Source organism: Nostocoides sp. (assembly GCF_037045025.1).
In the GTDB taxonomy this organism is placed as follows: domain Bacteria; phylum Actinomycetota; class Actinomycetes; order Actinomycetales; family Dermatophilaceae; genus Nostocoides_A.
The window spans coordinates 274,724-297,718 of sequence record NZ_JBAOHM010000009.1 but is presented as its reverse complement, the minus strand read 5'-3'; the positions used below and the strand labels follow the sequence as shown (position 1 = coordinate 297,718).

Below are 22,995 nucleotides of genomic sequence, written 5' to 3'. Positions count from 1 at the left end.
CGTTACGGACTCAACTGTTCGCCACGTCAACCAGCCGTAACTTCGGGTTAGGGCTCGTCGGGCTCTCGGCATACGCATCAACGTAGCTCGACGCCGTTGTCACGGTCACCGACAGCGGGAGTGCGGGCAAAGTCGAGCGAAGACCCTCGGCTACTGCTGCGGCGACCCGTATGGCCGATTCGGGTGGCGGCCCGAGCTGCGCGGACATCCGAAGCGAGATCACGCCGGAGATCTCGCCTGCCTCGGGATTCCATTCCACGGTTGCGCAATCGGTCGGATAGTGGACCGCCAACCGCGTGAGGACCTCGGTTACATAACGTTCCGAGGTGAGGCTCGCCAGTGCCACGGACGCACCGCGGCGCGCGGCAAGTTTCGGGGTTCGCGCAAGCCAGGACTGGATGCGCACACCGGCGATATCCACATACGCGTATGTGGAACTTGCCGAATCAGCAGCAACGATCGGTTCGCCACGCGCGCTGGTCGTCGCTTGAGGGTCCCGCGTCGATCGCGAGACCTCGCGCCGACTCTGCTTGGCCCGCTGCTGTGACGAAGTTGTGTTGCGGGCGGACTTCTTCTTCGAGCCTCCTCGCTTGGGCACCACATCAGATCCCTTCGACCGACATACCCTGCTCGGATGGTGGTGCTGACGCGTCAGGCAAAGGCGTGAGTGGCCGTCGGCGCTTCTCTTCAGGCAGCCCCGCGTCCGCGAGTTCTTGTCCGCTGGTGGCCTTCCAGAAGTCGAAGTTCGGCTCCCCCAACGGATTGCCAAGATCGTTGGGGTAGTGCACGTGACGATCTGAGACGTAGTCGAGCGTAAGCAGGTTGCAGAGCTGACTGGCGTTCCGTGTGAGGCCGTGATCCAAGAAGTCGTTAACACAATCCGCCGCATTGGGGGCGCCATCGTCGGCGGGGGGCGCGAGACCGAGGTAGCGCTCCGATGCGCATTCGAGATGTACATCCGAAATGCTTGCCTTCACCGCGCCCCAACCGAACGGTCGGCCACCGCCGAGTCGAGTAACAAGCTTCCCGTCCCTGGCGGGCCACGCAAGATTCGGATCGACGGCGCAAAGCAGCGAACCCAGATCCGCCGGAGACACGTTGTCGAACGCGATGCGAGTGCTGAACACCGCACCCGCGGCAATCAGTTCGATATCGGCGACTTGGCTCTCACGGTGGTGGTCCTGCCTGTGCGAGCGGTGTCGGGATCCGGGGATCTGGCCCGGCGTCCCAGCCCTAGTGGCCCAGTAGAACTTGCGGCCGCGAATGCCCCGGGGAATCCCGCCGGTGTCAGCCTCCGACCCCCATTTGGCCAGTGGTTCCGTGGAGGCTTTTCCGGTCCACCCCGCGTTGTCGAGATAGAACTGGCCGGCGCTCGGCTTCGGCGACGATAGCGGGGCACGCGAGAACTTGTGGATGGTCGGCTCTTCGACCGCAACTGCATCGTAGAAGCGCACATGGCCGCGATATGAGTTCTGTTGGGTCGCTCTGTCCACCGGCCTCTCGTCATCGCCCGCCGATCCCAGCAACCGGCAGCTCGGGCAGAGATCTGTGGGATCGACGCAGGGCAACGCCTCCCCAAGGCGTTCGCGGATCGAGAACTTGCCGACATCTCGCCAGGCCTGGGAAAGCCTGATATCTGTGACCAGCTCGCCCGCATCCGTCCTCTTGGTGCGAACCCAAATTGGAGTCCCCGGCCCCAGGGTGGAGGACATTTTCAGTCGACTGCCGATTAATTGGGAACTGGCGTCTCCTTCTCTCTTCTCGTTCAAAGGCCAGAACACTGAGGCTTATTCACGGTTGGGGAATGTAATACAATCGCGACATTCTGATCGGAGCGCCTGACAAAGCGACAGCCCGCTCCAAGAGAAGATTTGGTTTCCACACTCAAACCTCCAGATCGGACTGTCGCGAATGTATTCTACCACCGGTTACACCAGGGGCCAGATCGACCGTCTCGTCCTCCTGATCCGCGACCTGGAGAACGCGGGATATTCGCTGGCCTACCCGCCGTCGCTGGGATTACGGAAGTCGATCATCATCACCCTGACCTATTTGCGGCGAAACCACACCCAAGACGACCTGGCCGACCGGTACGCCACCTCCCAGCCCACGATCTCGCGGACGATCGCCGCGATGACCCCGGTGCTGGCCGACGCCACCGCCGACTGGATCCCGGTCGCGGACGACCTCGACCCCGAGGTCGTGCTGATCATCGACGGAACTCTGCTCCCGTGCTGGTCCTGGGCCGATGTTCCCGACCTCTACTCCGGCAAACACCACACCACCGGTGTCAACGTCCAGGTCGCCGCCACCTTGTCGGGTCGCCTGCTGTGGGTCTCCGATCCCCTTCCCGGGTCCACCCACGACCTGACCGCCCTGCGCGCCAGCGGCCTCCTGGACGGCGACCGTGACGCCACGATCATCGCGGACAAAGGCTACATCGGCGCCGGCCTGATTACCCCCATCAAAAAGCCACCCAAGGGAGAACTCACCGACGACCGGAAACAATTCAACAAAGAACTCAACGCGATCCGCGCCACCATCGAACGAACCATCGCCCACCTGAAAACCTGGCGGATCCTCCACACCGACTACCGGCGGCCTTACCACACATTCGCTCAAACCATCACCGCTGTCCTCGGGCTACAATTCCTGAAACTAGCCTCGTGAATAAGCCTCACTGGTGCGAAATCACCCGTCGACTCGGTCTTTTGGCTTCGCGGTTGACGATCCTCGGAGCCCTCGAGCGCCCGAGCCAGCCTGCGGCGCGCCGAGTCGTCGACCACAGCCCGGGAGCGGGGGGCTTGGTCGTCGCGGCCAATGACGAAGTGCACGCCACACGACTTCCCTTTGACGGAGTCCGGACGCGCTTTGGTGTCGGTGACCAGCAGAACCCACTCGCCGTTCTCGTCTTTTTTGAGGTCGCTAGGCCGCAACTTCTCACGGGCAGAAGCCTCGGCAGCGGCGCCTCGAAGTGCAAAGCGATGGCCGGTTCGCCAATCAGCGCCGCTGCTCGTCGGGACGGGATCGGCGAAAGTCACTTTTCGATCCTCAGTACACAAGGCAACCTCGAGAGGCAGGGCCCCGTGCGCACCCGCTTCAACCTTCGTGATCACCGCGAGACGCCAGCCCTCAAGCATCCAGGTAGTGACCGTGGTTCGGTGCACGGGCACGTAGTCCAGGTCGACAACCCGCAGGCAGGAGTCGGTTAAGGCCTCATGAACCGAGCGCACAGCCCCCTTAATGCTGGACCCAGGGATCTTGATCTGCGGGTTGGGCCCCGCCTCGCGGGGAATCCTGCCGTGTTCGTCGCGCAGGTAGATCGCGGTCTTTGCTCGAAACGTGACGGTCATCCACCCGGAGAGGCGCCCTGGTCGAAGCCTGTGGTGGCCCGCAGGGCGCGCCCTCTTCGGTTCACCTAGGGACACAAAGGAATACGGATTGATGCCGCCGAGCCGAGACACGGCCACTCCTTCCCAGTTCGCGCCTTGGGCATGCGTCGCGTGGACTTTCCGATAGAGTAGGCCACCCGAGCCCCCGACTTACAAACCGAATGTAGCCAACCTACGGAAGGTGGGTAACGGCCGCATGTCCCTGCATTCGAGGACATGCGCCCCCGCGTCGTTCGTGGGCTGTCGGCGATCGTTCGCGGGCTGTTGGCCGACCAAGTTGCCTTGACGGCGTGGGTATCTGTCACCGGCGCTATCGCAAATCCAGGCCGCCGATCGGCGAGCACTTTATGCACGGCCGGTGGCCACCACGTCAACGTGGTGGCCACACGCCTCACCCACGCGACGGATACGCTCGGCGCATGGGCGCGACACCCGCAACCGACGAGTGAAGCTGACCGACAGCCGCATCGGCCAGCCATACGCTCGGCGCATGGGCGCGACACCCGCAACCGACTTCGGGAGAGGTCTGGCGGCCGCTGAACGCGCCTTCCTCGATGCGCACGCTGGGGGGCCATAACCGACATGGCCCGGCACGCCTACTTCACGGTCATCCCCGATGCACACCAGGACCCGCAGTTCCAGGACGGAGCGGCCCTGCCCGGTCTGGACCAGGCGCGGGCGGCGATCCCGTCCGGCTGGGGCTCGAGCCGCCTTGCGCGGTTCATGTCCACCCCCGACGAGAACCTCGGCGGGCTCAACCCGGTGGCCTGGCTGTCCGCGAAGGACGACCCGTCGGCGGTCGCGCAGTTGTTGGCAGACGAGTCCCGCGAGTAGAGCTGGCGCCTTGCCGAGGGACCGCGCCGTTACAACGCCCCACTGATGTCACCGCAGCCGGTGCCCTGCCCGAGGATCCCGCCTTCGCCCGGCCGCTGACCCAGCCGAACACCTTCGCCTGCGTCGTCGCGGCCGCGGACCAAATCGGCTACCGGGCGCTGCCGCCATCGATCTGACCCGACCAAGGCCTTCGAGGTGTGACCTGATTGGTACTGGGGGTCGCGGCCAATACTCTGAGGGGCGTGCCGAAGTTGTCCCAATTGTCCGAGTCCTCCGCGCACCTCGACCTTGCGCAGTCCCTCCCGGTCGTCGCCGAGTCCACAACGTCGCGGGTCCTGGTCACCAACGACCTGCTGCGCGTCGTCCAGTTCACCTTCGACGCCGGGGAGTTGCTCACCGAGCACACCTCGCCGCGCGCGGTCGTCGTGCAACTGGTGAGCGGCCGGATGCGCTTCACCGTCGACGGCACCGAGCATGTCATGGGCGATGGCGACATCATTTACCTGGCGCCGGGCGCCTCCCACTCCCTGGTTGCCGAGACCGCGTGCCGGATGACGCTCGTGATGGTCGATACACCCGTCTGAACGTCATTCCCGGGACCACCCGCTCCGGGCCAGCCGCCGCACGCCCTACAGATCGAGCACCAAGCAGAGCGCGTCGTCCACCCGCTGCATCTCCTCGAGCGTCAAGAACCCTACCGGTTCGGTGAGCCGATTGAGGCCCACCGTGGCGAGCTGATCACACAGGACCAGCGTTTCGCGCCCCCCGATCACCACCGACGGCCGGAAGCTGGTCGCCCGCGCACGGGTGCTTGTGAAAGCCACGATCCAGGTGCTCAGGGACAGCCAGTCGGGCTGCAGCACGACCGCGAAGCGGCGACCACGCTGCTCGTGGCCCCTGCCTCGTGCAGGCAGCCGATAGGTCTCACCCTTCACGATGAGCGGCGATGTCGTCCAGATCGCGCGGATCTCGGCGAGGTCGTCCGGATCATTCGAGATGGCTCGGGCCTCCGCGGCGGCGATCCGCCGTCGCTGGTCGCGCTGGAGGGCGGCAAGCGCGCACACGATCACCTCGTCGGCGCTTTGGTATCGCTCGGCTCCGATCGAGCGGAGCAGGTCGCGTGTGGTGATCCGCACCTTGACCGTTGTGGTCGGCGCCGCCATTCTTTCCAGTCTACTCCTGGTATACCGAGGCAGTCCTGATTACCGCGCGTCCAGGAGCGGCGGAACGCGCTGCGCCGCTGCGGGTTGTCAGTGTCCGGGTGACGTCGACCGTGCCCGAGAGCCGGACCCGGGCCTCTTCGGCGGTGGGCGGAGAGCAGGTCGTCAGGGGGCAAGGTCGAGGAAGTCGACCAGCCAGGAGCGGATCTCCCGCAGAGTCGCGGCGTCGACGTGGCCCACGCTGCCAGTGACTCGGCGCCGATCGATGGTGCGTGGTTGCTCAGTCACGGCGAACGACTGCGCGTCCAGGCCCAGGTCGCCGCCGAGCCGGACATGGTTGGGCAGCCCGCGGTCTCGCGTCGTGATCGGCAGGACGACCAGAACGTTCGGGACGCTCGCGAGGTAGTCGTTGCCGGAGATGATCACCGCGGGGCGATGCCCGGACTGTTCGGAGCCGACGACCGGGCTGAGATTGACCCAGACGATCTGTCCGCAGAAGGGCTCGGTCACCCGTCTAACCCGTCGGCGCTGGTCGCGTCCCACGCGGCAACGTCGTCATGGTAGTCGTCGTCGGCCGCGAGTGCTGCGTACCCGGCCCGCACGGCGGCGAATCGTTGGGCGCGATCATCCGCGTCGAGGAGTGCCTCCACGAGCGCGGCCGGCGTAATGCCCCGGGCGCGTGCTCTCGCGTTGATGCGGTCGCGAGCGTGCGGCGTGACTTTGATGGTCGTGGTTGCTGCCGCCATGCGACCATGGTAGCGCCCAGAACGCGCAGGGCACGCTACGCATTCGTATACACCAGGAGGGCGAAGGCTGCGGTCACGACCCCTCGCGCACGTAGGCCGCCCGCGCGAACGCGGCCACGATGGTGCTCGTCCGGTCGAACTCGGCATCCCAGTCCTGCTGGGTCCGCCCGGCAAGAGCACGCGCCACGAGCCGCTCGGTCGCCTCCGGCGTGCCGTGCTGGCGGGCGCCGTCGGCCGAATCGGTAACCCGCAGGTGCCGCAACAGGGGTTGGCCGCGGATCGACCGGACCACCAGATGGGCGACCTCGACGGCTTCGGCGACCGAGCGCGGCCATACAGCCGGCGACTCCAGGCCAAGCCGCTCGCGCATGGCGTTAAGCGGCGACTCGGTGCGCCAGCCGATGCTCGCCAACAGGTCGGCGGCCGTCCTGTCGGGATGGCGGGACCCGGCAGCGCAGGCATACAAGAAGGTCACGTTCGCCTGACCGGCCCAGCCGTTGTCCAGCGCGCCGATCCGGCCGGCCAGATGCGACCACAGCCGCGCCGGGTCACCCATGCAGGCCTGGCCTGCCTTGGTGCGCAGCAGCTTCCCCTTGACCTTGCGCAACAACCCAGCCTTGACGACACCCTCCCGGATGAGCGCGACCTCCGGCGTCAGATCCTCGCGGTTGCCCTTGCCGAGCCACTCCTCGTCCAGGTCCAGCTCGCCGAAGATCCGGGCGACGATCACCGGCTTCATCCACCCCGCGGCCGACAGCGGGATCCCGTCCTCGCCGGCGATCTCCAGCAGCAGCGTGTACGGTCGCATCACGGTCGCGAGGGTCTCCTCCGGTACCGACCCCGGGGCAGCCACCAGGCTCTCCAGCAGCGCCGCGCCGACCGATGGCTCGAGCCGCTCGACCAGGTGACGCACTGCCGGGTGGAACTCGATAGCGGCGACATCCCCGGCCGGCCCCCGGAGCTCCTCGAGGGCGGCCTGCAGGAGATCGTCCGGACTCTTCCCCACCACCGCGAGGCGCCGGTTGGTTTCGTTCACGGAAAAGGCGTCCGGGTCATAGCCGGGCTCGAGCCATTCCCGATACTGCTCGGGCACAAGTTGATAGTCCGGCGCCTGCCGGATCAGCTCGGCCAGCTCGTTGTGCGACCAGATCCCGCCGATGTCCTCCAGCGGCCCGCAGCCGCGCCCGTCCACACAGACCGCGGGGGGAGCATCGTCCCGCAGCGGCAACACCTTCTCGACCTTGAGCGTGTGGTCCCACGAATCGCCGAAGTCGTAGCGATAGCCAGCCTTGTTCCCCCGCCGGCGCAGGACCTGATCGAGCCGGACGTCCACTTCCCGCAACTCGGTCTCGTCGAGTTCGCCCTCGTCGGCCCACGCCCCGACGGTCCGCAGCCGGTCGTCCCGGGTGCGCCCGAGCCAGAACGTGTGCAGGTGCGAATCGGTCCAGCCGAAAGCCGCCTGCACGATGTTGTGGACCTCCTCCAACGTTAGGTCGCCGCGGACATCAAGGCTGCGCCAGATCGGTGGCTCGGCATCAACCAGGTCGACCCGCAGCCGCAGCACCGCCGGCGGATCGAGGGGCTCGCGCTCGGTGATCTCGCGCGCCAGCGCCGTGAGCGCCTGCGCTCGCTCCGGGTCCAGGGGGAAGAGGCGCCTCATCCCTCACCCCTCGGGGTGCTCGACCCGCCACCGGGCGGCGATCTGCAGCAGCCGGTCGCTCGCCTCGACCTCACCGACCGTCGCGCGCACCCCATCATTCCCGTATGGCCGCACGGTCAGCGCCTGCTCCTCGCACGCGTCCGCGAACGCCTGAGTGTCCTCGCCGAGCGGGAACCAGACGAAGTTCGCCTGGCTGCGCGGCAGCTGCCAGCCCTGGGCGGCCAGCGCCTCCTCGACCCGGCCGCGCTCCGCGACCAACTCCTTGACCCGGACCTCCAATTCGTCGTATGCCGCGAGCGAGGCGACCGCGGCCGCCTGAGCCAGCGAGTTCACCCCAAACGGCGTGGCCGCCTGACGCAGCGCCTCGGCGATCGGCTCGGGCGCGACGGCATACCCGACCCGCAGGCCGGCCAGGCCATAGGCCTTGGAAAAGGTCCGCAGCACCACGACGTTGGGGTGCTCGTGCAGGATCGCGAGCGCATCCGGGGCATCGGGGTCAGTGACGAACTCCAGGTAGGCCTCGTCGATGACGACCAGCACCTCGGGCGGAACCTGCGCGAGGAACGCCCGCAGCTCGGCGTCGTGAACCAGGGTCCCGGTCGGATTGTTGGGCGTGCAGACGAGCACGACCTTGGTGCGCTCGGTGACCGCGGCGGCCATCGCCGGCAGGTCGTGCCGGTGATCGGCGGTGAGCGGCACCTCCACGGCCCGCGCCCCGGCGAGCGCGGTGACGATCGGGTAGGCCTCGAAGCTGCGCCAGGCATAGACGACCTCGTCGCCCTCCTCGCACATCGCGACGATGATCTGGCCGAGCACCCCGACGCTGCCCGTGCCCGGGGCGATCATCTCCGGCGTCACCCCGAGCCGCTCCGCGAGCGCCGCGCGGAGGGCGACATTGCCCATGTCGGGATAGCGGTTGATGCTCCCCGCCGCCTCCCGCACGACCTCGAGCACGCTCGGCAGCGGCGGATAGGGGTTTTCGTTCGAGGAGATTTTGTATGCCGCCAGCCCCGCCACCGGGGCGGGCGGCAGTCCGGGGCGGTAGCGCGGCATACGAGCAAAGACCGGGCGCGGCGCAGGCGAGGTCATCGAGGTCAGGCGTCGTCGTCGGGCAGGACGAAGTTGAGCACCATCGAGACGAGCGTGATGACCAGCGCGGCCATCACGGCATCCCAAAAGAAGTTGTTGATCGTGAAATCGAGGCCGACGGCGTCGGAGATCCACTCGGTGATCTGCAGCATGAACGCGTTGACGATGAACGTGAACAGCCCGAGCGTCAGCACGATCGCCGGGAAGGACAACACCTTGGCAATCGGCTTGACGACGGCGTTGACGAGACCGAAGACGACCGCGACCAGGACGATCGTGAGCAAGCGGGTCGAGAGCTTGTCGGCGGCGTCCTCGCCGAGGTAGACGCCCTTGACGACCATCGCCGCGACCCACAACGCGATCGCGTTGACGCCGAACTTGATCAGCATGTTCTTCATGACGGCATCCTCTCAGCCCAGGCTGTGCCTGCGGGAGCCCGACGCGCGCCGAAACGTGACCGTGACACCAGACCGTGACACCAGACCGTGACACCGCGGTGCCTTGCGCGTGACGTCGTTCGCACTACGCTTCGCCAAGGGTCGGCGATACCGCCACCCGTATCACGTATGGAGGTTTCCCGTGTTCCGCCGTAGTCCCGCCTTCACCATCGCCGTCCTCGTCGGCGCGGCGCTGAGCCTCAGCGCGTGCGGCTCCGACTCGCTGTCCACCAGCAGCACCACGTCCCCGGCAGCCGGGGCGTCCTCGGCCTCCGGGTCCGGCTCCGCGTCGGCCGGCGGTGGCGTGGACTCCGCGCTCGCCGCGAAGCTGCCGGAGAGCATCAAGAGTGCCGGGGTCATCAAGATCGGCACCGACGCGACCTACCAGCCCAACGAATACCTCGACGCCGACGGCAAGACCGTCATCGGTATGGATGTGGACCTGTTCAACGCGGTCGCCGCGAAGTTCGGCGTCAAGACCGAATGGGTGCCCTCGGCGTTCGATGCGATCATCCTCGGCGTCAGCTCCAAGAAGTACGACATGGGCATCTCCTCCTTCACGATCAACGCGGAACGGTTGAAGAAGGCGACGATGGTCAGCTACTTCAGCGCCGGGACGCAGTGGGTCACCCAGAAGGGCAACCCCAAGAGCGTCGACCCCGAGAACGCGTGCGGGCTCAAGATCGCGGCCCAGAAGGGCACCGTCCAGGTCGACGACCTCGACACCCGCAGCAAGAAGTGCACCGACGCCGGCGAGAAGCCGATCGAGCAACTCGTCGACGCCGACCAGGGCAAGGTCACCACGATGGTCGTCTCCGGCAAGGCCGACGCCATGCTCGCCGACCTGCCGCCGGCAATCGCGGCGGTCGAGACCACCGGCAGCCTCGAACTCCTCGGCGAGCAATACGACTCCGCGCCCTATGGCTACGTCCTGCCCAAGGACGGCTCGGACGACTTCGCGGGCGCCATCGTCGAGGCGCTCAAGCAGCTCCAGGCCGATGGGACGTATGAGGAGATCCTGACCAAGTGGAAGACCGAGGGCGGCGCGATCACCGACTTCGCCGTCAACCCTGACGTGGGCTGATGACCGACAGCGTGGCAGCGGACCGGCCGGGCGCAATCGAGGCCCGGCCGGTCCGGCATCCATGGCGGTGGGTAGCAATCGCCGTCATTGCCGTCATCTTGGCGATGATGATCAGCTCGTTTATCACCAACGACCGCTGGGACTTCCCGTTCGCCTTCCAGATCATGCAGCAGAAGCCGGTCCTGGAAGGCCTGTGGAAGGGCACCGTCTTCGGGACGATCGGCTCGATGATCCTCGGCGTCGTGCTGGGCGTCATCCTCGCGATCATGCGGCTGTCGGAGAACCCGGTTCTGCGCGGTGTCGCCTTCGCCTATACCTGGTTCTTCCGGGCCATGCCGCGGTATGTGCTGCTCGCGATCCTCGGCAGCGGCATCGGCTTCCTCTACAGCCAGTTCGATCTTGGCGTGCCGTTCGGCCACCAGATGGCGCACCTCTTCGGGATGTCGAACGACCTGACCTTCGCCTCCTTCTCGTGGAACGATATCTCCAGCACGATCTGGGTGGGCATCATCGGGCTCGGCCTGTCGGAGGCGGCCTATATGGCCGAGATCGCGCGCGCCGGGATCCTCTCGGTGGACACCGGCCAGGCCGAAGCAGCGGCCGCGCTGGGGATGTCGCCGGGCCAGACGATGCGCCGGATCGTGCTCCCCCAGGCGATGCGGGTGATCGTGCCACCAACAGGCAACGAGACGATCGCCATGGTCAAGGACACCTCGCTGCTCGCGGCGATCCCCATCATCACCGAGCTGTACTACCAGGCCTACCAATTCGGCCAGCGCGGCTTCAAGATCATGCCCGGCTTCGTCGCCGCCACGCTGTGGTACCTGATCGTGTGCTCGATCCTCATGGTCGGCCAGTCCTACCTGGAGCGGTACTTTGGTCGCGGGTTCGGCGCGCCCAAGGAGCGCCGGGTCCGCAACCTGCTCGGCCGGACCGGGAGCCACTGATGAGCACCGAGCCACGCACGCGGCAGCAAGACGCGCAGGCCACGATGCCGCTGGTGCACGCGGTCAACGTCGCCAAGGCCTTCCACGGCACCGAGGTGCTCAAGGGCATCGACCTCGACGTGCGGGCCGGCGAGGTGGTCTGCTTCCTCGGGCCGTCCGGCTCGGGCAAGACGACCTTCCTGCGGTGCATCAACCAGCTGGAGACCATTGACGGCGGCCGGATCTGGGTCGACGGCGAACTGATGGGGTATGAGGACCGGGGCGGCCGGCTGCACCGGCTGCACGACAAGCGGATCGCCCAGCAGCGCCGCGAGATCGGCATGGTCTTCCAGCGGTTCAACCTCTTCCCGCACAAGACCGCCCTGGAGAACATCATCGAGGCGCCGATCCAGGTCAAGGGCGAGCCGAAGAAGGAGGCGACCGATCGGGCGATGGAGCTGCTCGCGCGAGTCGGGCTGCAGGACAAGCCCGCGGCATACCCGGCGCAGTTGTCCGGCGGCCAGCAGCAGCGGGTCGCGATCGCGCGGGCGTTGGCGATGCGCCCGAAGCTGATGCTCTTTGACGAGCCGACCTCGGCGCTCGACCCCGAACTTGTCGGCGAGGTGCTCGACGTCATGCGCACGCTCGCGAGTGAGGGAATGACGATGATCGTCGTCACCCACGAGATGGGATTCGCGCGCGACGTCGCCGACCGGGTGGTGTTCATCGACCAGGGCGTCGTGGTCGAGCAGGGCGATCCCCAGCAGGTCATCCACAACCCGCAGCACGAGCGAACCAAAGCCTTCCTGCGCCGGATGCAGGCCGAGCACGAACAGTTGGCGAGCAGCCTGCAGGAGCGGATCGAATCGGCCGGGCCCGAGTCGGGCTAGGCGTCAGCCCTGATCCTGGTCGGTGCCGAGCAGGTGCCCGTCGCCGCGGGCGACCTGGGTCTCGCCGAGCTTGACCGCCACGACCCCGGCGAGGACGAGGATGCCGCCGGCGAGCTGGACGACGCGGGGCAGTTCGTCGAGCAGCAGCCAGGCAAAGAGCACGGCGAAGAGCACCTCGGTCAGCGCGACAAACGAGGCCAGCCGGGAGCCGAGGTGGCGGGTGGCCGCGATGCCCAGGCTGTACGACAGCGCTGCGGTCACCAGACCCAGCGCCAGGAGCGGGAGCCAGAACGGCAGCTCGGATGCGGCATACGTCGCCGTGTGCGTCGCGAAGTGCACCGGGAGCGCGCCGATCAGCGCAAACAGCCCGAGGAAGAGGCCACCGACGGCCAAGCCCGCGGCGGCGAGGGTCAGCGGCGGCAGGCCGTTGTCGGTGTCGGCCGAAATGACGAAGTAGGAGGCGGCGCCGACCATCGCGCCGAGGGCCCACAGCACCCCCGAGATGCTGACCGGAGCACCGCTGAGCAGGTCGAGGACGAGCACGAGACCGGCCGCAGCAAGCACCGCGCCGAGGACCGTCAGCCGACCCGGGCGTTGGCCGTGCCGCAGCCACAGCCAGACGACCACTCCCGCGGGCGCGGTGTATTCGATGAGCAGGGCCGGCCCGACCGCCATCCGCTCAACCGCCGAGAAATAACAGAACTGCGCGCCGGCGACGGCGAGTATGCCGTAGAGCACGATCACCCGGGCGTTGCGTCGCAACAGCCACCAGCGCCCGCCGAGGGCACGGATGCCGAAGGGCGCGACGAGTGCGGCGGCCAGGCCGATGCGGACGAGAACGACGCTGCCGGCGTTCCAGCCGGCGCCGAACAGTGGCTTGGCCAGCGGGCCGGAGAGGGCGAAGGCCATCGCCGAGGCCAGGGCGAGGCTTAGGCCGAGCCCGGGGTGCGTGGCCTTCTCCACCGCGATGGGGCTGTCACTGGTCATGGTCGCCATGGTTGATGACGGTACGGCCGCGGGAGTAAGGTGTCAACATGGTTTTCACCCGTGACACGGAGCTGGCGCTGCTGGCCGCCGTGGAGCTGGCGAACTCCGCCGGGGAGCCGGATGAGCTGCTCGAGCCCGGCCAGCTGACCGAGTTCCTCGACCGGTTCGGCTACACCGGTGTGCGAGCGGTCGGTGCCGCCGAACTGGATCGGGTGCGAGCGATTCGCGTTCGGCTGCGGGAGTTGCTGCTGGCTCGGGACGAGCGGGCGGTCACGCTGGTCAACGCCGTGCTCGCCGAGCACCGCGCGATTCCCCAGCTGGTGCGGCACGACGACCTCGGCTGGCACTTCCACTGCAGCCCTGAGCCAGCCCGACTGGATGTCCGGATCCTCGTCGAGACCGCGATGGCGCTCACCGACGTCATCCGGGCCGGGGAGAGTTCGCGGCTCGACGTCTGCGCCGACGAGGGGTGCCAGGGGATCGTGCTCGATCTGTCGCGCAACCGCTCCCGGCGCTATTGCTCGACCGCGTGCGGCAACCGGAACGCCGTTGCCGCCTATCGGGCGAGGCAGGGCACTCGCAGCTGACCTGCAAGAGGTGCCGTATACCTCACCTGTTGCAGGTCACCCCGCGGTTGGCTCGATCAGCCGACCTGCGAGAGGTGCGGTATACCTCACCTGTTGCAGGTCACCCCGGTAAAAAGTCAGCGCTGCCCGGGATCCCAGTGCTGGAAGCCGGCGGCGACGGCGGTCTCGACGTCCACGAACCAGACTTCGGCCCGGGTGCGCTTGAACCAGGGGCTCTCGGGCGTGTGATAGACCATCGAGGACTCGTTGCCCTTGACCATCCAGCCCTCCGGCCCACTCCCGCGCGGTCCGGCGTCGGCCGAGCCGGGGCCGTACTTGCCAGCGCCGGCCTCGGCGAGCGCTGCCGGTGCGGCATCGGTGGCCTCCGGCTCGCTGTCCAGGTCGAAGTTCAGCATGCCGGCATCGGCGAGCGTGTCGGGCGAGGCGCTGACGGCCTCGGGCTGGGCAGGCGCTGCGGCCGGGGCGGCCGCGCTCAGCGCCGCCGGTGCGGCGGCCGGCACGTCGCCAATGGCGTCGAGGTCCAGCACGCCATCCGTCAACTCGAGAGTGGACGTCCCACCGTCGGGCGACGGCGACGTGGCGGCGGGCGGTGCTGGCTCGGCCTGCGGGGGCGCGGACTCAGCCGCAGCGGCCTCGGCGGCTGCGGGCTCCGGTCCGGGCTCGGCCTCCTGCTCGGGCTCGGCCAGCTCCGGCTCCGGCGCGGATTGGGGCTCGGGCTCCAGCTCCAGCTCCGGTTCGGGCGCGGCTTGGGGCTCGGGCTCGGGCTCGGGCTCGGGCTCGGGCACGGCCGCGTGGTCAACGTCCGGCTCAACCGCGGGCTCGGGCTCCGCTGCAACCGCTTCGGGCTCCGGTGCGACCTCGGGGGCAACTCCTTCAGGCTCCGGCGCGGCTGGAACTTCGGCTTCCGGCGCGGCCGGGACTTCGGCCGAGGGCGCGGGTGTCACGGCGGGGGCGCCATCGTCGAGCGCATCGAGGTCGAGGACACCACCGTCAAAGGCCGCTGGCGCGGCCGAGGCGGCAACTGTCTCCTGCTCGACAACTGCCTCCGGCTCGGCGACCGCCTCGGCCCCGGTTTCGTCGACACCCTCCGTCGCCTCGGGCTCGGCAACCGGCTCGGTCACGGTCTCGGGCTGCACCTGCGGGGCGACGACGGGAGCCGCAGCGGCGGGCAGGTCGTCGATCTCCTCGGCGCTGTCGAGGTCGAGCAGATCGTTGTCGGTCGTGCCCGGGCCGGCTGCGGGCGCAGCCACCACGGGGGCAGGTTCGGGTTCGGGTTCGGCCGGGGTGGCGTCCGCCGCGGGCGCATCCAGGTCCAATCCCCCGTCGAGGTCGATCGCCTGGGTCTCGGCGAGATCGCTGCGCGGGACGGTCTGCGCGTCCAGGTCCACTGCACCCGCCGGCGCGGGCTGGGCCGAGGCTGCGGCCACCTCGGCCAGGTCGCTGCGCGGCACCATCTGGGCATCGAGATCAACCCCGCCGTCAGCCGACGGCGCATCCAGGTCAAGCCCTCCACCCGGGGCGTCCAGGTCGACGCCCGCCTCGGGAGCATCCAGATCCACGCCCGCTGTCGGGGCGGCGGCCGGCTGCGCCTCAGCCATCCCCGGCAAGCCCTTCTCGGGCAGGTCGAAGTCGTCGACGTCGCCGTCGAGGTTCAGCAGGTCGTCGTCGCTCGTTGACGCCGCGGGCTCCTCTCGTGGCACCGTCGCCTCCGGCGTCTCTCGCGGCACGGTGGCTTCGGCCGGCCGCGGCGCGGTCTGCTCGACTGGTTCGCGGGGAACCGTCGCGGCCGCTGCCGCACCCGCTGCGGTGGCGCCACCAGCTGCGGCAGCCCCCGTGGCGCTCGCTGCCGGTTTGGTCTCCTCGACCACGGTCTCCGCGGCGGCCTCGTCCTCGAGATCGTCGTCGGCAGCACCCTCGTCAAGCGCGGCCATGGCCTCCCGGTCGATGATCCGCACCTCGCGCGTGGCCCGGCGCACCATATAGATCCAGCTCAGCAGCGCGCCGAGCAGGAAGGCCAGAACAAACAGCCACCAGTTCATGACCGGCCTCCGATCGCGCGCGTCTCCGGAACATCGGCGAACGCCTCGTTCGCATTCGCAGCCGCGATTGTCGATCGAGCGATCAACCAGGCCACGAGCGCCCCGAGGGCGAACGCGATGACATACAGCACCCAAGCCGTCACGAAGTCCATGATCCTCATCCCACCGTTATTTCGACGCGCCGGTTGGCCTCGGTCCCGCCCGCGATCTGATCTTTCTCGCCCTTGCCGACCGCGCTCATCGACCCTTGGGGCACTCCGTCCTTCGCCAGTTGGTCCAGCACAGCCGTCGCGCGAGCCTCGCTGATCTGCTGATTCTCGGCTTCGTCGCCGCTGGGGTCGGTGTATCCGGTGATCGTCAGCCGGGCGTCGGGGCAGGCCTTGACCATCCCGGCGACCGACTCGAGCACCGGCATGGACGCCTCGCTCACCACCGAGCCCCCGCGGGAAAAGGTGATCTTGGTGGCGGCGAGCGCTTCCCCGATCCGGTCCTCCAGCGTGCTGCAGGCCGCGGCATCGCCACTAGCAGCGGACGACTGCCCGCCGGACGAACTCGCGGCCGACGTTTCGCCGCTCGGCGCGGACGCGCTCGAGGCGGTCCCCGAGCCCATCGTCGTGGCCCAACTCTTCGGTGTAGCGGCTGACGGCTCGTCGCCGCCGAGCGCGCCCCCGAGCAGGGCCAGTACCGCCGGCACCAGGAGCAGAGCCAGCCACCACCACCCGCCGAGCGGGCGCCGGTATCGCCGGGTTTCCTCCACCCACCGGGTCACCGGCTCCCCAGAGCCGGCCCGCCTCCCCGCGGCATCCGCCGCCTGCCAGCGCCCCGCACCCCCTGCGCCGGATTCCTCGCCGTTGCTCATCTTCACTCCCGTCCGGGCATACGAACCGGGGCGCGCCGATCGCGTCCTTGACGACCAACATACGGCGCCGAAGGGGCAATGGCGCGGATGTTCGTCGTGGCGTCCGCTACGTTCCGTTCACCCCGGCACCGCGCGGCCACCCGCCACCGATCACCGCCCGGGCCCTAATCCCGGCCCGCGATCACCACCGCGACCACTCCGGCGATCAACGCGCCGAGCAAACCGAAGAAAACGCCCATGAAACCCAGCTCGGTGCGCTGGCCATAATCCGGGGCGTCCGGCCCGACATAGGCGATCACCACACCGATGACCAGGCCGATCACCGCGCCGGTCCCGAGAAAGGCCCCAAAGCGCGGCTCGCGCCGCCCGCGTCCGGTCGTGGCCTTCATCGGTTCTCCTGCTCATTGGGTGCATTCCATGGATGTCCGCTCTAGGGTGGCATGGCATCCCCGAGAACCTGACATTGGAGGGACCCATCATGTCGCGCCACCTGCCCGTCCGTTCGGCTACCGCCGCGGGCGTTGCCGCCTGCCTGATCACCGCCACCGCCGCGTATGCCGCCGGCCCCGGCTCCGCGGGAATCGGCGACCCCTACTACCCCACCTACGGCAACGGCGGCTACGACGTGCGCCACTACGCCCTCGACGTCACCTACGCCCCGGCCACCACCAAGGTCAGCGGGGTCGCGACGATCACCGCCCGCGCCACGACCGACCTCAGCTCGTTCAACCTCGACCTGTTGCTCACCGCGACCAAGGTCACGGTCAACGGCAAGACGGCGAGCATCCGCAAGAGCGACCCGCACGAACTCGTCGTCACCCCCGCCACACCGGTCCGCTCCGGCAGCACGATGACGATCAAGGTCACCTACTCCGGCCAGCCGCGCGGCATCTCCTACGCCGGGGTCGCCTCGCCCTGGATCGGCTCGGGGACCGAGGCGATGGCGCTGGGCGAGCCCGAGATCGCCGCCTGGTGGTTCCCGAGCAACGACCACCCCCGCGACAAGGCCACCTTCGACCTCACCTTCCGCGTGCCCAAGGGCCTCGAAGCCGTCGGACCGGGCCGGTTGGCGGCCAAGACCAGCACCGCAACCCAGGACGTCTGGAAGTGGTCGGTGACCTCGCCGATGGCGACCTATCTGGCCTTCATGTCGATCGGCCAGTTCGATCTCTACCGCGGGACGTCGGGCGGTCGGTCCTACGCGGTGGCGATCGCCAAGAAGGTCCCGTCCTGGGCCAAGGGGGCGGCCAAGGCCGACCTGATGCGCACCCCTGAGGTGATCAACTGGGAAGCCACCCAGTTCGGCCCCTACCCGTTCGACAGCGTCGGTGGGGTCGTGCCGTCGATGTCGTTCGGCTACGCGCTGGAGACCCAGACCCGACCCGTTTATACCTACAGCTTCTGGGGCGGCGGCTCCAACATGAGCGTCGTGGTCCACGAGAACGCCCATCAGTGGTTCGGCGACTCGGTCAGCGTCCACAACTGGAAGGACATCTGGCTCAACGAGGGCTTCGCGACCTATGCCGAGTTCCTCTGGGGCGCCAAGGTCGGTGCGGGCAGCGTCAACGAGACCCTGGCGGACCTCTACAACCAATACCCCGCCAGCTACACCAACTTCTGGGGCGTGCGGCTCTCCGACCCGGGCAAGCGCAACGAGTTCAACGAAGCCGTCTATGTCCGCGGCGGGATGACGCTCGCCGCGCTACGCAACCGCATCGGCGCCGGCACCGTGCAGCGCATCCTCAAGCAGTGGAGCGCCGCCCACAAGAACGGCAACGGCACCGTCGCCCAGTTCAAGGCGCTCGCCGAGCGGGTGTCCGGCGAGAACCTGGACACCTTCTTCGCCAACTGGCTCGACGTGCGCAAGAAGCCGGCCGAGACCGCGGAAAACGGGCTGGGCAATCTGCCCCGCGTGACCGGCGGCGAGCGCTCGCGCGCCGCGGATCAGATCATCGCCAACGCCACAAGGTATGCCGCTCGCGGCCACGCCCGCTGACCTGACTCGGTGAGTCTTGGTCCCGGCGCCGCTGGGCGCCGGGGCCAGGATTCACCCGAGGATCGAGTCGGCCTTCTTGATGTATGCCGCTTCGGCGTCCTGCCTGGACATCCCCTTCAGCTTGGCCCAAGCGTCATACTTGGCCCGGCCGACCAGGTCGAACATTCCCGGTCGTTTGCCCGACGCATCGCCCTTGGTCGCCTGCTTATACAGGCCATAAAGGGCCAGCTTGGTGTCATTGCTCTGGTTGTCGGGGGACTTATCGAGCGCGGCAACGGCATCCGTGAACTCTTGACTGGGCATCGTTCCTCCTCGGTGACCGAACGCGACTCAACCTATCCCGTCGCGGCTGCGCAGGTCGATGATCGGCAGCAGCGATCCCAGGTCGGCCCGGATGCCGCTCCAGCGCACCGCGCCCCGCTCGACGGCGTCCGGCCAGTCCAGCCGGCCGGTCGCCAGCTCGAGCCAGGTGTGGGCGTCGGCTTCGACGGTGTTGGGCGGGGTGCCGCGCCGATGGACTGGCCCCGGCAGGCACTGCACCGCGCCATAGGGCGGCACCCGGATCTCGACGCTGCGCCCCGGATGCCTCTCGGCGATCTCCTCCAGCGTGAACCGCACCGCCGTCGCAACCAGGTCAGCGGCGACGGGGCACTCGGCATCCGCCCAGGCCAGGAGCGCATCGCCGCCCCGCGCGGGCGGGATTCGGCGGCGCGGCGGCATACCAAGAAATTGTGCCGTATGCCGCCGACCGGCCGGCGGTCACGCGCGGGCTTGACCGCCGGTCCGGCCGGGCACCGGGTCAGCCGGCGTGCGCCCGGGCCTGGGCGGCGGCATACCGGGCGTCGGCGGCGTCGATCGAGGCCCGCGAGGACAGGTCGACGCCGGCGCGGGCGGCGGCGGCCTTGGCCTGCGTCGTGCTCAGGTCGGGTGCGACGACCAGCTTGGGCTGGATGCGGGCATCGGCTGCGGCATACCGCCGCTGTTGGGTGGCGAGTCGCTCGGCGGAGGCGGCCGCTCGCGCGGCGACCGTGTCGGTGACCCGCACGACCGCGCCGGTGACCGACGGGCTGATGACCGGGGTGTAGCCGTAGCGGTGGCCGTCGATCTTGGGTGATAGGAGTTGACGATCGGGTTGGACAGGCCGTTGATCCACTCGGGGCTGTCACAGACCGCGCGGCCGAGGAAGGCGCCGGTCGGGTTCGCGAAGGCGTACCCCTTGGCGGCGGCCGCGGAGGCGAGCCGGCTGTTGAGCAGGTCGGCGGTCTGGTTCAGCCGCGCCTCCTCGGTCGGGGAGAACCAGGTGAATGCATTGCAGTCCTCGCCGTTGAAGATGCGCGGGTAGCCGACGATCGTGACCTTTGAGTAGGGCGCGCGCGAGCGGATGCTCGCATACAGGGTCGAGAGCGACCCGGGGAGGGTGGTGTTGATGTAGTTGACGGCACCGTCGATCGCGCCATTGCAGTTGCTCATCCAGGCCGGTTTCGCGCATTCGGTCAGGACGCTGGCGAAGCCGGCGTCGTTGCCGCCGACCGACATCGTCACATAGGACGTGCTTGAGCTGAGGGCCGAGAGCTGGCTGTTGGTGACGTCGGCGACGGTCGCGCCCGAGCAGGCCCGTAGGTTGAGCGAGTAGCCCTTGGCGGCGGCGATCAGGCTGGGATAGGCGTAGACCGAGCGCAGGCAGTTGGTGCCGTCGCTGATATAGACGCGAGTGCCCACCCCGGAGGAGTAGCTGTCACCGAGGGCGACATAGGACGATCCGGCGGCGCTGGCATTGGCTGCGGTCGCGGCGATGAGCAGGGTGGCGCTGAGGCCGGAGAGGGCCCCGGCCCGGGCGCGCCGGGAGGGGAGATAGCGGGGGATGACCATCGGTGCTCCTTGACTCCTCCGCACGTCATCGTGCGGGTTACTGAAGAGTAGGGCTTGGTCGTGCGGTTTGTCCGCAAAAGCGATAGGCCGTCCTAGCCCGCCGCGGGGGCACCACCAGCCGAGACGACGGACCGGCCGGTCAGGCGCTCGAACACCTCGACATACCGGGCCCGGGTCGCGGCAACGACGGCCTCGGGCAGCTCCGGCGGCACGGCGTCGGACGTCGTGGCCCAGCCGCTCTCGGGCGAGGTCAGCCAGTCGCGCACGAACTGCTTGTCGAACGATGGCTGCGGATGGCCGGGCTCCCATTCGGCGGCCGGCCAAAAGCGGGAGGAGTCGGGGGTGAGGACCTCGTCGGCGAGCACGAGCCGCCCGTCCGCCGCGATGCCGAACTCCACCTTGGTGTCGGCGAGCAGGATGCCGCGCTCGGCGGCAATCGCGTTGCCACGCGCCAGGATCGCGATCGTGAGATCCCGCGCCGCCGCGGCCCGGTCGGCACCGATCAGGGCGACCACATCGGCATACGAGATCGGTTGGTCGTGCTCCCCCTGGGGCGCCTTGGAGGACGGCGTGAAGATCGGCTCCGGCAGCCGATCGCCGTCGACCAGCCCCGGCGGCAGCGGCACCCCGCTGACCGATCCGGACGCGCGGTATTCACTGAGGCCACCGCCGGTCAGGTAGGCCCGGGCGACGCACTCGACGGGCAGCATCTCCAGCCGGCGCACGAGCATCGCCCGCCCCGCGACCTGCGCGGGGACATCGGTCGAGATGACCTGGTTGGGCACGAGGTCGGCCAGTTGGTCGAACCACCACAGCGACAGCTGCGTCAGGATCTCGCCCTTGTCCGGGATTGGGGGACTGAGGACGTGGTCATACGCGGAGATCCGGTCCGACGCGACGAGCAGCACCACGCTCTCGTCGGCCTCCGGGACATAGAGGTCGCGGACCTTGCCGGAGTGGATGTGCCGATAGCCGGGCAACTCGGGAGCAGCCATGGCGTCAGTCTCGCAGGGCGATCACAGGTGCGGGATGGTGATCTCGCCCCGCTCGGCGCGCAGCCCGATGTCGCTGCGGAAGCGCCCGCCGGGCAGGTGGACCCGGCCAACGCTCTCGTATGCTGCGGCCCTCGCCTCGGCCAGGGTCGCGCCTCGCCCGACGATCGACAGCACCCGGCCGCCGCCGGCCCGCAACAGCCCGTGGTCGTCGCGGGAGGTCCCGGCATGCAGGACGTATGCCACATCCGACTCGGCCTCATCCAGACCGGTCACGAGGCCGCCGGTCTGTGGCGCAGCGGGGTAGCCGGGGGCGGCCAGCACGACGGTCACCGCGGCGTCGGGGTGCCACCGCAACGGCTCGGCCTCGCCGAGCTGGCTGGTGGCGGCCGCGAGCAGCAGCTCGCCGACGGCGGTGGCGAGCCGGTCGAGGACGACCTGGGTCTCGGGGTCGCCGAACCGAACGTTGAACTCGATGACCTGGGGGCCGCGGCTGGTGAGCGCCAGGCCGATATAGAGCACCCCGACGAAGGGCATGTCGAGGTGTCGCATCCGGTCGATGGTCGGCTGGGCAACGCGGGCGACGACATCATCGACCAGTCCGTCGGGGAGCCAATCCAACGGCGAATACGCGCCCATACCACCGGTGTTGGGGCCACGGTCGTCGTCCTGGGCGCGTTTGAAGTCCTGGGCGGGCGTCAGCGGTATGACGAGATCGCCGTCGCTGATGCAAAAGAGCGACACCTCCGGGCCGTCCAGGTGCTCCTCGACGACGATGCGCCCGTCGGGCCGGGAGAGGCAGGCGTCCGCGTGATCGAGCGCCGCCACCCTGCTGTCGGTGACGATCACGCCCTTGCCCGCGGCCAGCCCGTCGTCCTTGACGACATAGGGCGGGCCGAGGGCATCCAGCGCGTCCTCGACCTCACCACGGGTGGTGCAGACGTGGGCGAATGCGGTGGGCACGCCGGCCTCGGCCATGATCCGTTTGGCGAACGCCTTGCTGCCCTCGAGCTGGGCGGCCTTGGCGGACGGGCCGAAGGTCGCGAACCCCGCAGCGCGCAGGTCGTCGGCGACTCCCTCGACCAGTGGGGCCTCGGGGCCGATGACGACGAGGTCGACCCCGTGTTTGGCCGCGACGGCCACAACATCGGGCCCGTGGGTGGCGCCCCGGGGAAGCGGCTCACAGACGGCCAGCGCGTCGATGCCCGGGTTGCCGGGCGCCGCGATGACCGCTTCGACCATGGGGTCGGCCGCGATGGCCTTGACGAGGGCATGTTCCCGAGCACCGGACCCGATCACGAGGACCTTCACGGCTCAAACCCTAGTGGGCCGGCTGCCGCGACGGGCACCCTCTCCCGGGAAGGCTCTAGTCGGTGATCTGTAGGACATGGGAACACCCCAACGCTGAGCTACCCTGGCCACGCCGCGCCCGGATTCGGGTGCATTTT

27 protein-coding genes are annotated in these 22,995 nt (G+C 68.7%); 8 read left to right on the top strand and 19 right to left on the bottom strand.

The window, feature by feature from the left end; translation table 11 throughout:
• Positions 1 to 10: 10 nt before the first annotated feature.
• Both V9G19_RS10450 and V9G19_RS10445 read right to left on the bottom strand, forming a co-directional pair.
• Entirely contained in the window at positions 11 to 601 is a 591-nt protein-coding gene (locus V9G19_RS10450; protein ID WP_462285408.1) for a hypothetical protein, read from the bottom strand.
• A 1-nt stretch (position 602) separates the two neighbouring features.
• A complete protein-coding gene (locus tag V9G19_RS10445) occupies positions 603 to 1,781 on the bottom strand; it encodes a hypothetical protein (RefSeq protein ID WP_462285407.1) in 1,179 nt (392 codons plus the stop codon).
• 130 nt (positions 1,782 to 1,911) lie between these two features.
• Between V9G19_RS10445 and V9G19_RS10440 the strand changes: the two genes are divergently transcribed.
• Complete coding sequence (locus tag V9G19_RS10440) at positions 1,912 to 2,670, top strand: transposase (protein WP_462285406.1); 759 nt, start codon at positions 1,912 to 1,914, stop codon at positions 2,668 to 2,670.
• Here V9G19_RS10440 and V9G19_RS10435 read toward each other — a convergent pair.
• Positions 2,619 to 3,353 (bottom strand): hypothetical protein, encoded by a 735-nt coding sequence (locus V9G19_RS10435; protein WP_462285405.1) that lies wholly within the window; start codon positions 3,351 to 3,353, stop codon positions 2,619 to 2,621. The genes V9G19_RS10440 and V9G19_RS10435 overlap by 52 nt on opposite strands.
• Before the next feature lie 621 nt (positions 3,354 to 3,974).
• Here V9G19_RS10435 and V9G19_RS10430 point away from each other — a divergent pair.
• Positions 3,975 to 4,226 carry a hypothetical protein gene (locus tag V9G19_RS10430; protein WP_462285404.1) on the top strand — a complete coding sequence of 84 codons (252 nt, stop codon included), beginning with the start codon at positions 3,975 to 3,977 and terminating at the stop codon, positions 4,224 to 4,226.
• A 242-nt stretch (positions 4,227 to 4,468) separates the two neighbouring features.
• Complete coding sequence (locus tag V9G19_RS10425) at positions 4,469 to 4,810, top strand: cupin domain-containing protein (protein WP_462285403.1); 342 nt, start codon at positions 4,469 to 4,471, stop codon at positions 4,808 to 4,810.
• Positions 4,811 to 4,855: 45 nt separating this feature from the next.
• On the opposite strand, the gene V9G19_RS10420 is transcribed toward V9G19_RS10425, so the two are convergent.
• From V9G19_RS10420 to V9G19_RS10395, 6 genes are all read right to left on the bottom strand, one after another.
• On the bottom strand, positions 4,856 to 5,389 hold the full coding sequence (locus V9G19_RS10420) for a type II toxin-antitoxin system PemK/MazF family toxin (RefSeq protein ID WP_462285402.1): 534 nt from the start codon (positions 5,387 to 5,389) through the stop codon (positions 4,856 to 4,858).
• Positions 5,390 to 5,551: 162 nt separating this feature from the next.
• Complete coding sequence (locus tag V9G19_RS10415; protein ID WP_462285401.1) at positions 5,552 to 5,896, bottom strand: type II toxin-antitoxin system PemK/MazF family toxin; 345 nt, start codon at positions 5,894 to 5,896, stop codon at positions 5,552 to 5,554.
• Positions 5,893 to 6,132 (bottom strand): hypothetical protein, encoded by a 240-nt coding sequence (locus tag V9G19_RS10410; protein WP_462285400.1) that lies wholly within the window; start codon positions 6,130 to 6,132, stop codon positions 5,893 to 5,895. The genes V9G19_RS10415 and V9G19_RS10410 overlap by 4 nt, the downstream gene beginning before the upstream one ends.
• Before the next feature lie 73 nt (positions 6,133 to 6,205).
• Complete coding sequence (locus V9G19_RS10405; protein ID WP_462285399.1) at positions 6,206 to 7,792, bottom strand: plasmid pRiA4b ORF-3 family protein; 1,587 nt, start codon at positions 7,790 to 7,792, stop codon at positions 6,206 to 6,208.
• Positions 7,793 to 7,795: 3 nt separating this feature from the next.
• Positions 7,796 to 8,881, bottom strand: coding sequence for a histidinol-phosphate transaminase (gene hisC, locus V9G19_RS10400; RefSeq protein WP_462285398.1), 1,086 nt, complete (start codon positions 8,879 to 8,881; stop codon positions 7,796 to 7,798).
• Between the two features lie 5 nt (positions 8,882 to 8,886).
• Positions 8,887 to 9,279: a phage holin family protein gene (locus V9G19_RS10395; RefSeq protein WP_462285397.1), complete on the bottom strand. Its 393-nt coding sequence runs from the start codon at positions 9,277 to 9,279 to the stop codon at positions 8,887 to 8,889.
• A 181-nt stretch (positions 9,280 to 9,460) separates the two neighbouring features.
• Here V9G19_RS10395 and V9G19_RS10390 point away from each other — a divergent pair, with 181 nt between their 5' ends.
• The 3 genes from V9G19_RS10390 to V9G19_RS10380 are packed head-to-tail and all read left to right on the top strand — an operon-like array spanning position 9,461 to position 12,218.
• Positions 9,461 to 10,402 carry an ABC transporter substrate-binding protein gene (locus V9G19_RS10390; RefSeq protein ID WP_462285396.1) on the top strand — a complete coding sequence of 314 codons (942 nt, stop codon included), beginning with the start codon at positions 9,461 to 9,463 and terminating at the stop codon, positions 10,400 to 10,402.
• Positions 10,402 to 11,349: an amino acid ABC transporter permease gene (locus V9G19_RS10385; protein WP_462285395.1), complete on the top strand. Its 948-nt coding sequence runs from the start codon at positions 10,402 to 10,404 to the stop codon at positions 11,347 to 11,349. The genes V9G19_RS10390 and V9G19_RS10385 overlap by 1 nt, the downstream gene beginning before the upstream one ends.
• Positions 11,349 to 12,218, top strand: coding sequence for an amino acid ABC transporter ATP-binding protein (locus V9G19_RS10380; protein WP_462285394.1), 870 nt, complete (start codon positions 11,349 to 11,351; stop codon positions 12,216 to 12,218). Before V9G19_RS10385 ends, V9G19_RS10380 begins: the two co-directional genes overlap by 1 nt.
• A gap of 3 nt (positions 12,219 to 12,221) precedes the next feature.
• Here the strand turns inward: V9G19_RS10380 and V9G19_RS10375 are convergent, their stop codons facing one another.
• Entirely contained in the window at positions 12,222 to 13,205 is a 984-nt protein-coding gene (locus tag V9G19_RS10375) for an EamA family transporter (RefSeq protein WP_462285393.1), read from the bottom strand.
• Positions 13,206 to 13,252: 47 nt separating this feature from the next.
• On the opposite strand from V9G19_RS10375, the gene V9G19_RS10370 reads away from it, so the two are divergent.
• Entirely contained in the window at positions 13,253 to 13,792 is a 540-nt protein-coding gene (locus V9G19_RS10370; protein WP_462285392.1) for a CGNR zinc finger domain-containing protein, read from the top strand.
• Positions 13,793 to 13,908: 116 nt separating this feature from the next.
• Here the strand turns inward: V9G19_RS10370 and arfC are convergent, their stop codons facing one another.
• The 4 genes from arfC to V9G19_RS10350 form a co-directional block, all read right to left on the bottom strand.
• Positions 13,909 to 15,831 carry a channel accessory protein ArfC gene (gene arfC, locus V9G19_RS10365; protein WP_462285391.1) on the bottom strand — a complete coding sequence of 641 codons (1,923 nt, stop codon included), beginning with the start codon at positions 15,829 to 15,831 and terminating at the stop codon, positions 13,909 to 13,911.
• The gene (gene arfB, locus V9G19_RS10360) at positions 15,828 to 15,983 is read right to left on the bottom strand and encodes a channel accessory protein ArfB (RefSeq protein WP_462285390.1); all 156 of its coding nucleotides are present in this window, start codon (positions 15,981 to 15,983) and stop codon (positions 15,828 to 15,830) included. The genes arfC and arfB overlap by 4 nt, the downstream gene beginning before the upstream one ends.
• A 5-nt stretch (positions 15,984 to 15,988) precedes the next feature.
• Positions 15,989 to 16,690 carry an OmpA family protein gene (locus V9G19_RS10355; protein WP_462285389.1) on the bottom strand — a complete coding sequence of 234 codons (702 nt, stop codon included), beginning with the start codon at positions 16,688 to 16,690 and terminating at the stop codon, positions 15,989 to 15,991.
• 164 nt (positions 16,691 to 16,854) lie between these two features.
• Complete coding sequence (locus tag V9G19_RS10350; RefSeq protein WP_462285388.1) at positions 16,855 to 17,079, bottom strand: hypothetical protein; 225 nt, start codon at positions 17,077 to 17,079, stop codon at positions 16,855 to 16,857.
• Positions 17,080 to 17,168: 89 nt separating this feature from the next.
• On the opposite strand from V9G19_RS10350, the gene V9G19_RS10345 reads away from it, so the two are divergent.
• The gene (locus tag V9G19_RS10345; protein ID WP_462285387.1) at positions 17,169 to 18,686 is read left to right on the top strand and encodes a M1 family metallopeptidase; all 1,518 of its coding nucleotides are present in this window, start codon (positions 17,169 to 17,171) and stop codon (positions 18,684 to 18,686) included.
• Between the two features lie 51 nt (positions 18,687 to 18,737).
• Here V9G19_RS10345 and V9G19_RS10340 read toward each other — a convergent pair whose 3' ends face one another.
• The 5 genes from V9G19_RS10340 to purD form a co-directional block, all read right to left on the bottom strand.
• Positions 18,738 to 18,989 (bottom strand): acyl-CoA-binding protein, encoded by a 252-nt coding sequence (locus V9G19_RS10340; protein WP_462285386.1) that lies wholly within the window; start codon positions 18,987 to 18,989, stop codon positions 18,738 to 18,740.
• A 27-nt stretch (positions 18,990 to 19,016) separates the two neighbouring features.
• Positions 19,017 to 19,406 carry a sterol carrier family protein gene (locus V9G19_RS10335; RefSeq protein ID WP_462285385.1) on the bottom strand — a complete coding sequence of 130 codons (390 nt, stop codon included), beginning with the start codon at positions 19,404 to 19,406 and terminating at the stop codon, positions 19,017 to 19,019.
• A gap of 198 nt (positions 19,407 to 19,604) precedes the next feature.
• Positions 19,605 to 20,555: an SGNH/GDSL hydrolase family protein gene (locus V9G19_RS10330; protein ID WP_462285384.1), complete on the bottom strand. Its 951-nt coding sequence runs from the start codon at positions 20,553 to 20,555 to the stop codon at positions 19,605 to 19,607.
• Between the two features lie 92 nt (positions 20,556 to 20,647).
• Positions 20,648 to 21,550, bottom strand: a complete 903-nt coding sequence (locus V9G19_RS10325) for a phosphoribosylaminoimidazolesuccinocarboxamide synthase (RefSeq protein ID WP_462285383.1) — start codon at positions 21,548 to 21,550, stop codon at positions 20,648 to 20,650.
• 21 nt (positions 21,551 to 21,571) lie between these two features.
• Positions 21,572 to 22,858 carry a phosphoribosylamine--glycine ligase gene (gene purD, locus V9G19_RS10320; protein ID WP_462285382.1) on the bottom strand — a complete coding sequence of 429 codons (1,287 nt, stop codon included), beginning with the start codon at positions 22,856 to 22,858 and terminating at the stop codon, positions 21,572 to 21,574.
• Positions 22,859 to 22,995: the final 137 nt, after the last annotated feature.

What these genes read in the sequence shown, in the direction of transcription:
- arfC (WP_462285391.1), bottom strand. Translation starts at nt 15,831, where the DNA reads ATGAACTGGTGGCTGTTTGTTCTGGCCTTCCTGCTCGGCGCGCTGCTG.
- V9G19_RS10440 (WP_462285406.1), top strand. Translation starts at nt 1,912, where the DNA reads ATGTATTCTACCACCGGTTACACCAGGGGCCAGATCGACCGTCTCGTC.
- V9G19_RS10370 (WP_462285392.1), top strand. Translation starts at nt 13,253, where the DNA reads ATGGTTTTCACCCGTGACACGGAGCTGGCGCTGCTGGCCGCCGTGGAG.
- V9G19_RS10345 (WP_462285387.1), top strand. Translation starts at nt 17,169, where the DNA reads ATGTCGCGCCACCTGCCCGTCCGTTCGGCTACCGCCGCGGGCGTTGCC.
- V9G19_RS10420 (WP_462285402.1), bottom strand. Translation starts at nt 5,389, where the DNA reads ATGGCGGCGCCGACCACAACGGTCAAGGTGCGGATCACCACACGCGAC.
- V9G19_RS10430 (WP_462285404.1), top strand. Translation starts at nt 3,975, where the DNA reads ATGGCCCGGCACGCCTACTTCACGGTCATCCCCGATGCACACCAGGAC.
- V9G19_RS10410 (WP_462285400.1), bottom strand. Translation starts at nt 6,132, where the DNA reads ATGGCGGCAGCAACCACGACCATCAAAGTCACGCCGCACGCTCGCGAC.
- V9G19_RS10375 (WP_462285393.1), bottom strand. Translation starts at nt 13,205, where the DNA reads ATGACCAGTGACAGCCCCATCGCGGTGGAGAAGGCCACGCACCCCGGG.
- V9G19_RS10435 (WP_462285405.1), bottom strand. Translation starts at nt 3,353, where the DNA reads ATGACCGTCACGTTTCGAGCAAAGACCGCGATCTACCTGCGCGACGAA.
- arfB (WP_462285390.1), bottom strand. Translation starts at nt 15,983, where the DNA reads ATGGACTTCGTGACGGCTTGGGTGCTGTATGTCATCGCGTTCGCCCTC.
- V9G19_RS10405 (WP_462285399.1), bottom strand. Translation starts at nt 7,792, where the DNA reads ATGAGGCGCCTCTTCCCCCTGGACCCGGAGCGAGCGCAGGCGCTCACG.
- V9G19_RS10385 (WP_462285395.1), top strand. Translation starts at nt 10,402, where the DNA reads ATGACCGACAGCGTGGCAGCGGACCGGCCGGGCGCAATCGAGGCCCGG.
- V9G19_RS10330 (WP_462285384.1), bottom strand. Translation starts at nt 20,555, where the DNA reads ATGGTCATCCCCCGCTATCTCCCCTCCCGGCGCGCCCGGGCCGGGGCC.
- V9G19_RS10380 (WP_462285394.1), top strand. Translation starts at nt 11,349, where the DNA reads ATGAGCACCGAGCCACGCACGCGGCAGCAAGACGCGCAGGCCACGATG.
- V9G19_RS10325 (WP_462285383.1), bottom strand. Translation starts at nt 21,550, where the DNA reads ATGGCTGCTCCCGAGTTGCCCGGCTATCGGCACATCCACTCCGGCAAG.
- V9G19_RS10335 (WP_462285385.1), bottom strand. Translation starts at nt 19,406, where the DNA reads ATGCCGCCGCGCCGCCGAATCCCGCCCGCGCGGGGCGGCGATGCGCTC.
- V9G19_RS10395 (WP_462285397.1), bottom strand. Translation starts at nt 9,279, where the DNA reads ATGAAGAACATGCTGATCAAGTTCGGCGTCAACGCGATCGCGTTGTGG.
- hisC (WP_462285398.1), bottom strand. Translation starts at nt 8,881, where the DNA reads ATGACCTCGCCTGCGCCGCGCCCGGTCTTTGCTCGTATGCCGCGCTAC.
- V9G19_RS10355 (WP_462285389.1), bottom strand. Translation starts at nt 16,690, where the DNA reads ATGAGCAACGGCGAGGAATCCGGCGCAGGGGGTGCGGGGCGCTGGCAG.
- V9G19_RS10350 (WP_462285388.1), bottom strand. Translation starts at nt 17,079, where the DNA reads ATGAAGGCCACGACCGGACGCGGGCGGCGCGAGCCGCGCTTTGGGGCC.
- V9G19_RS10340 (WP_462285386.1), bottom strand. Translation starts at nt 18,989, where the DNA reads ATGCCCAGTCAAGAGTTCACGGATGCCGTTGCCGCGCTCGATAAGTCC.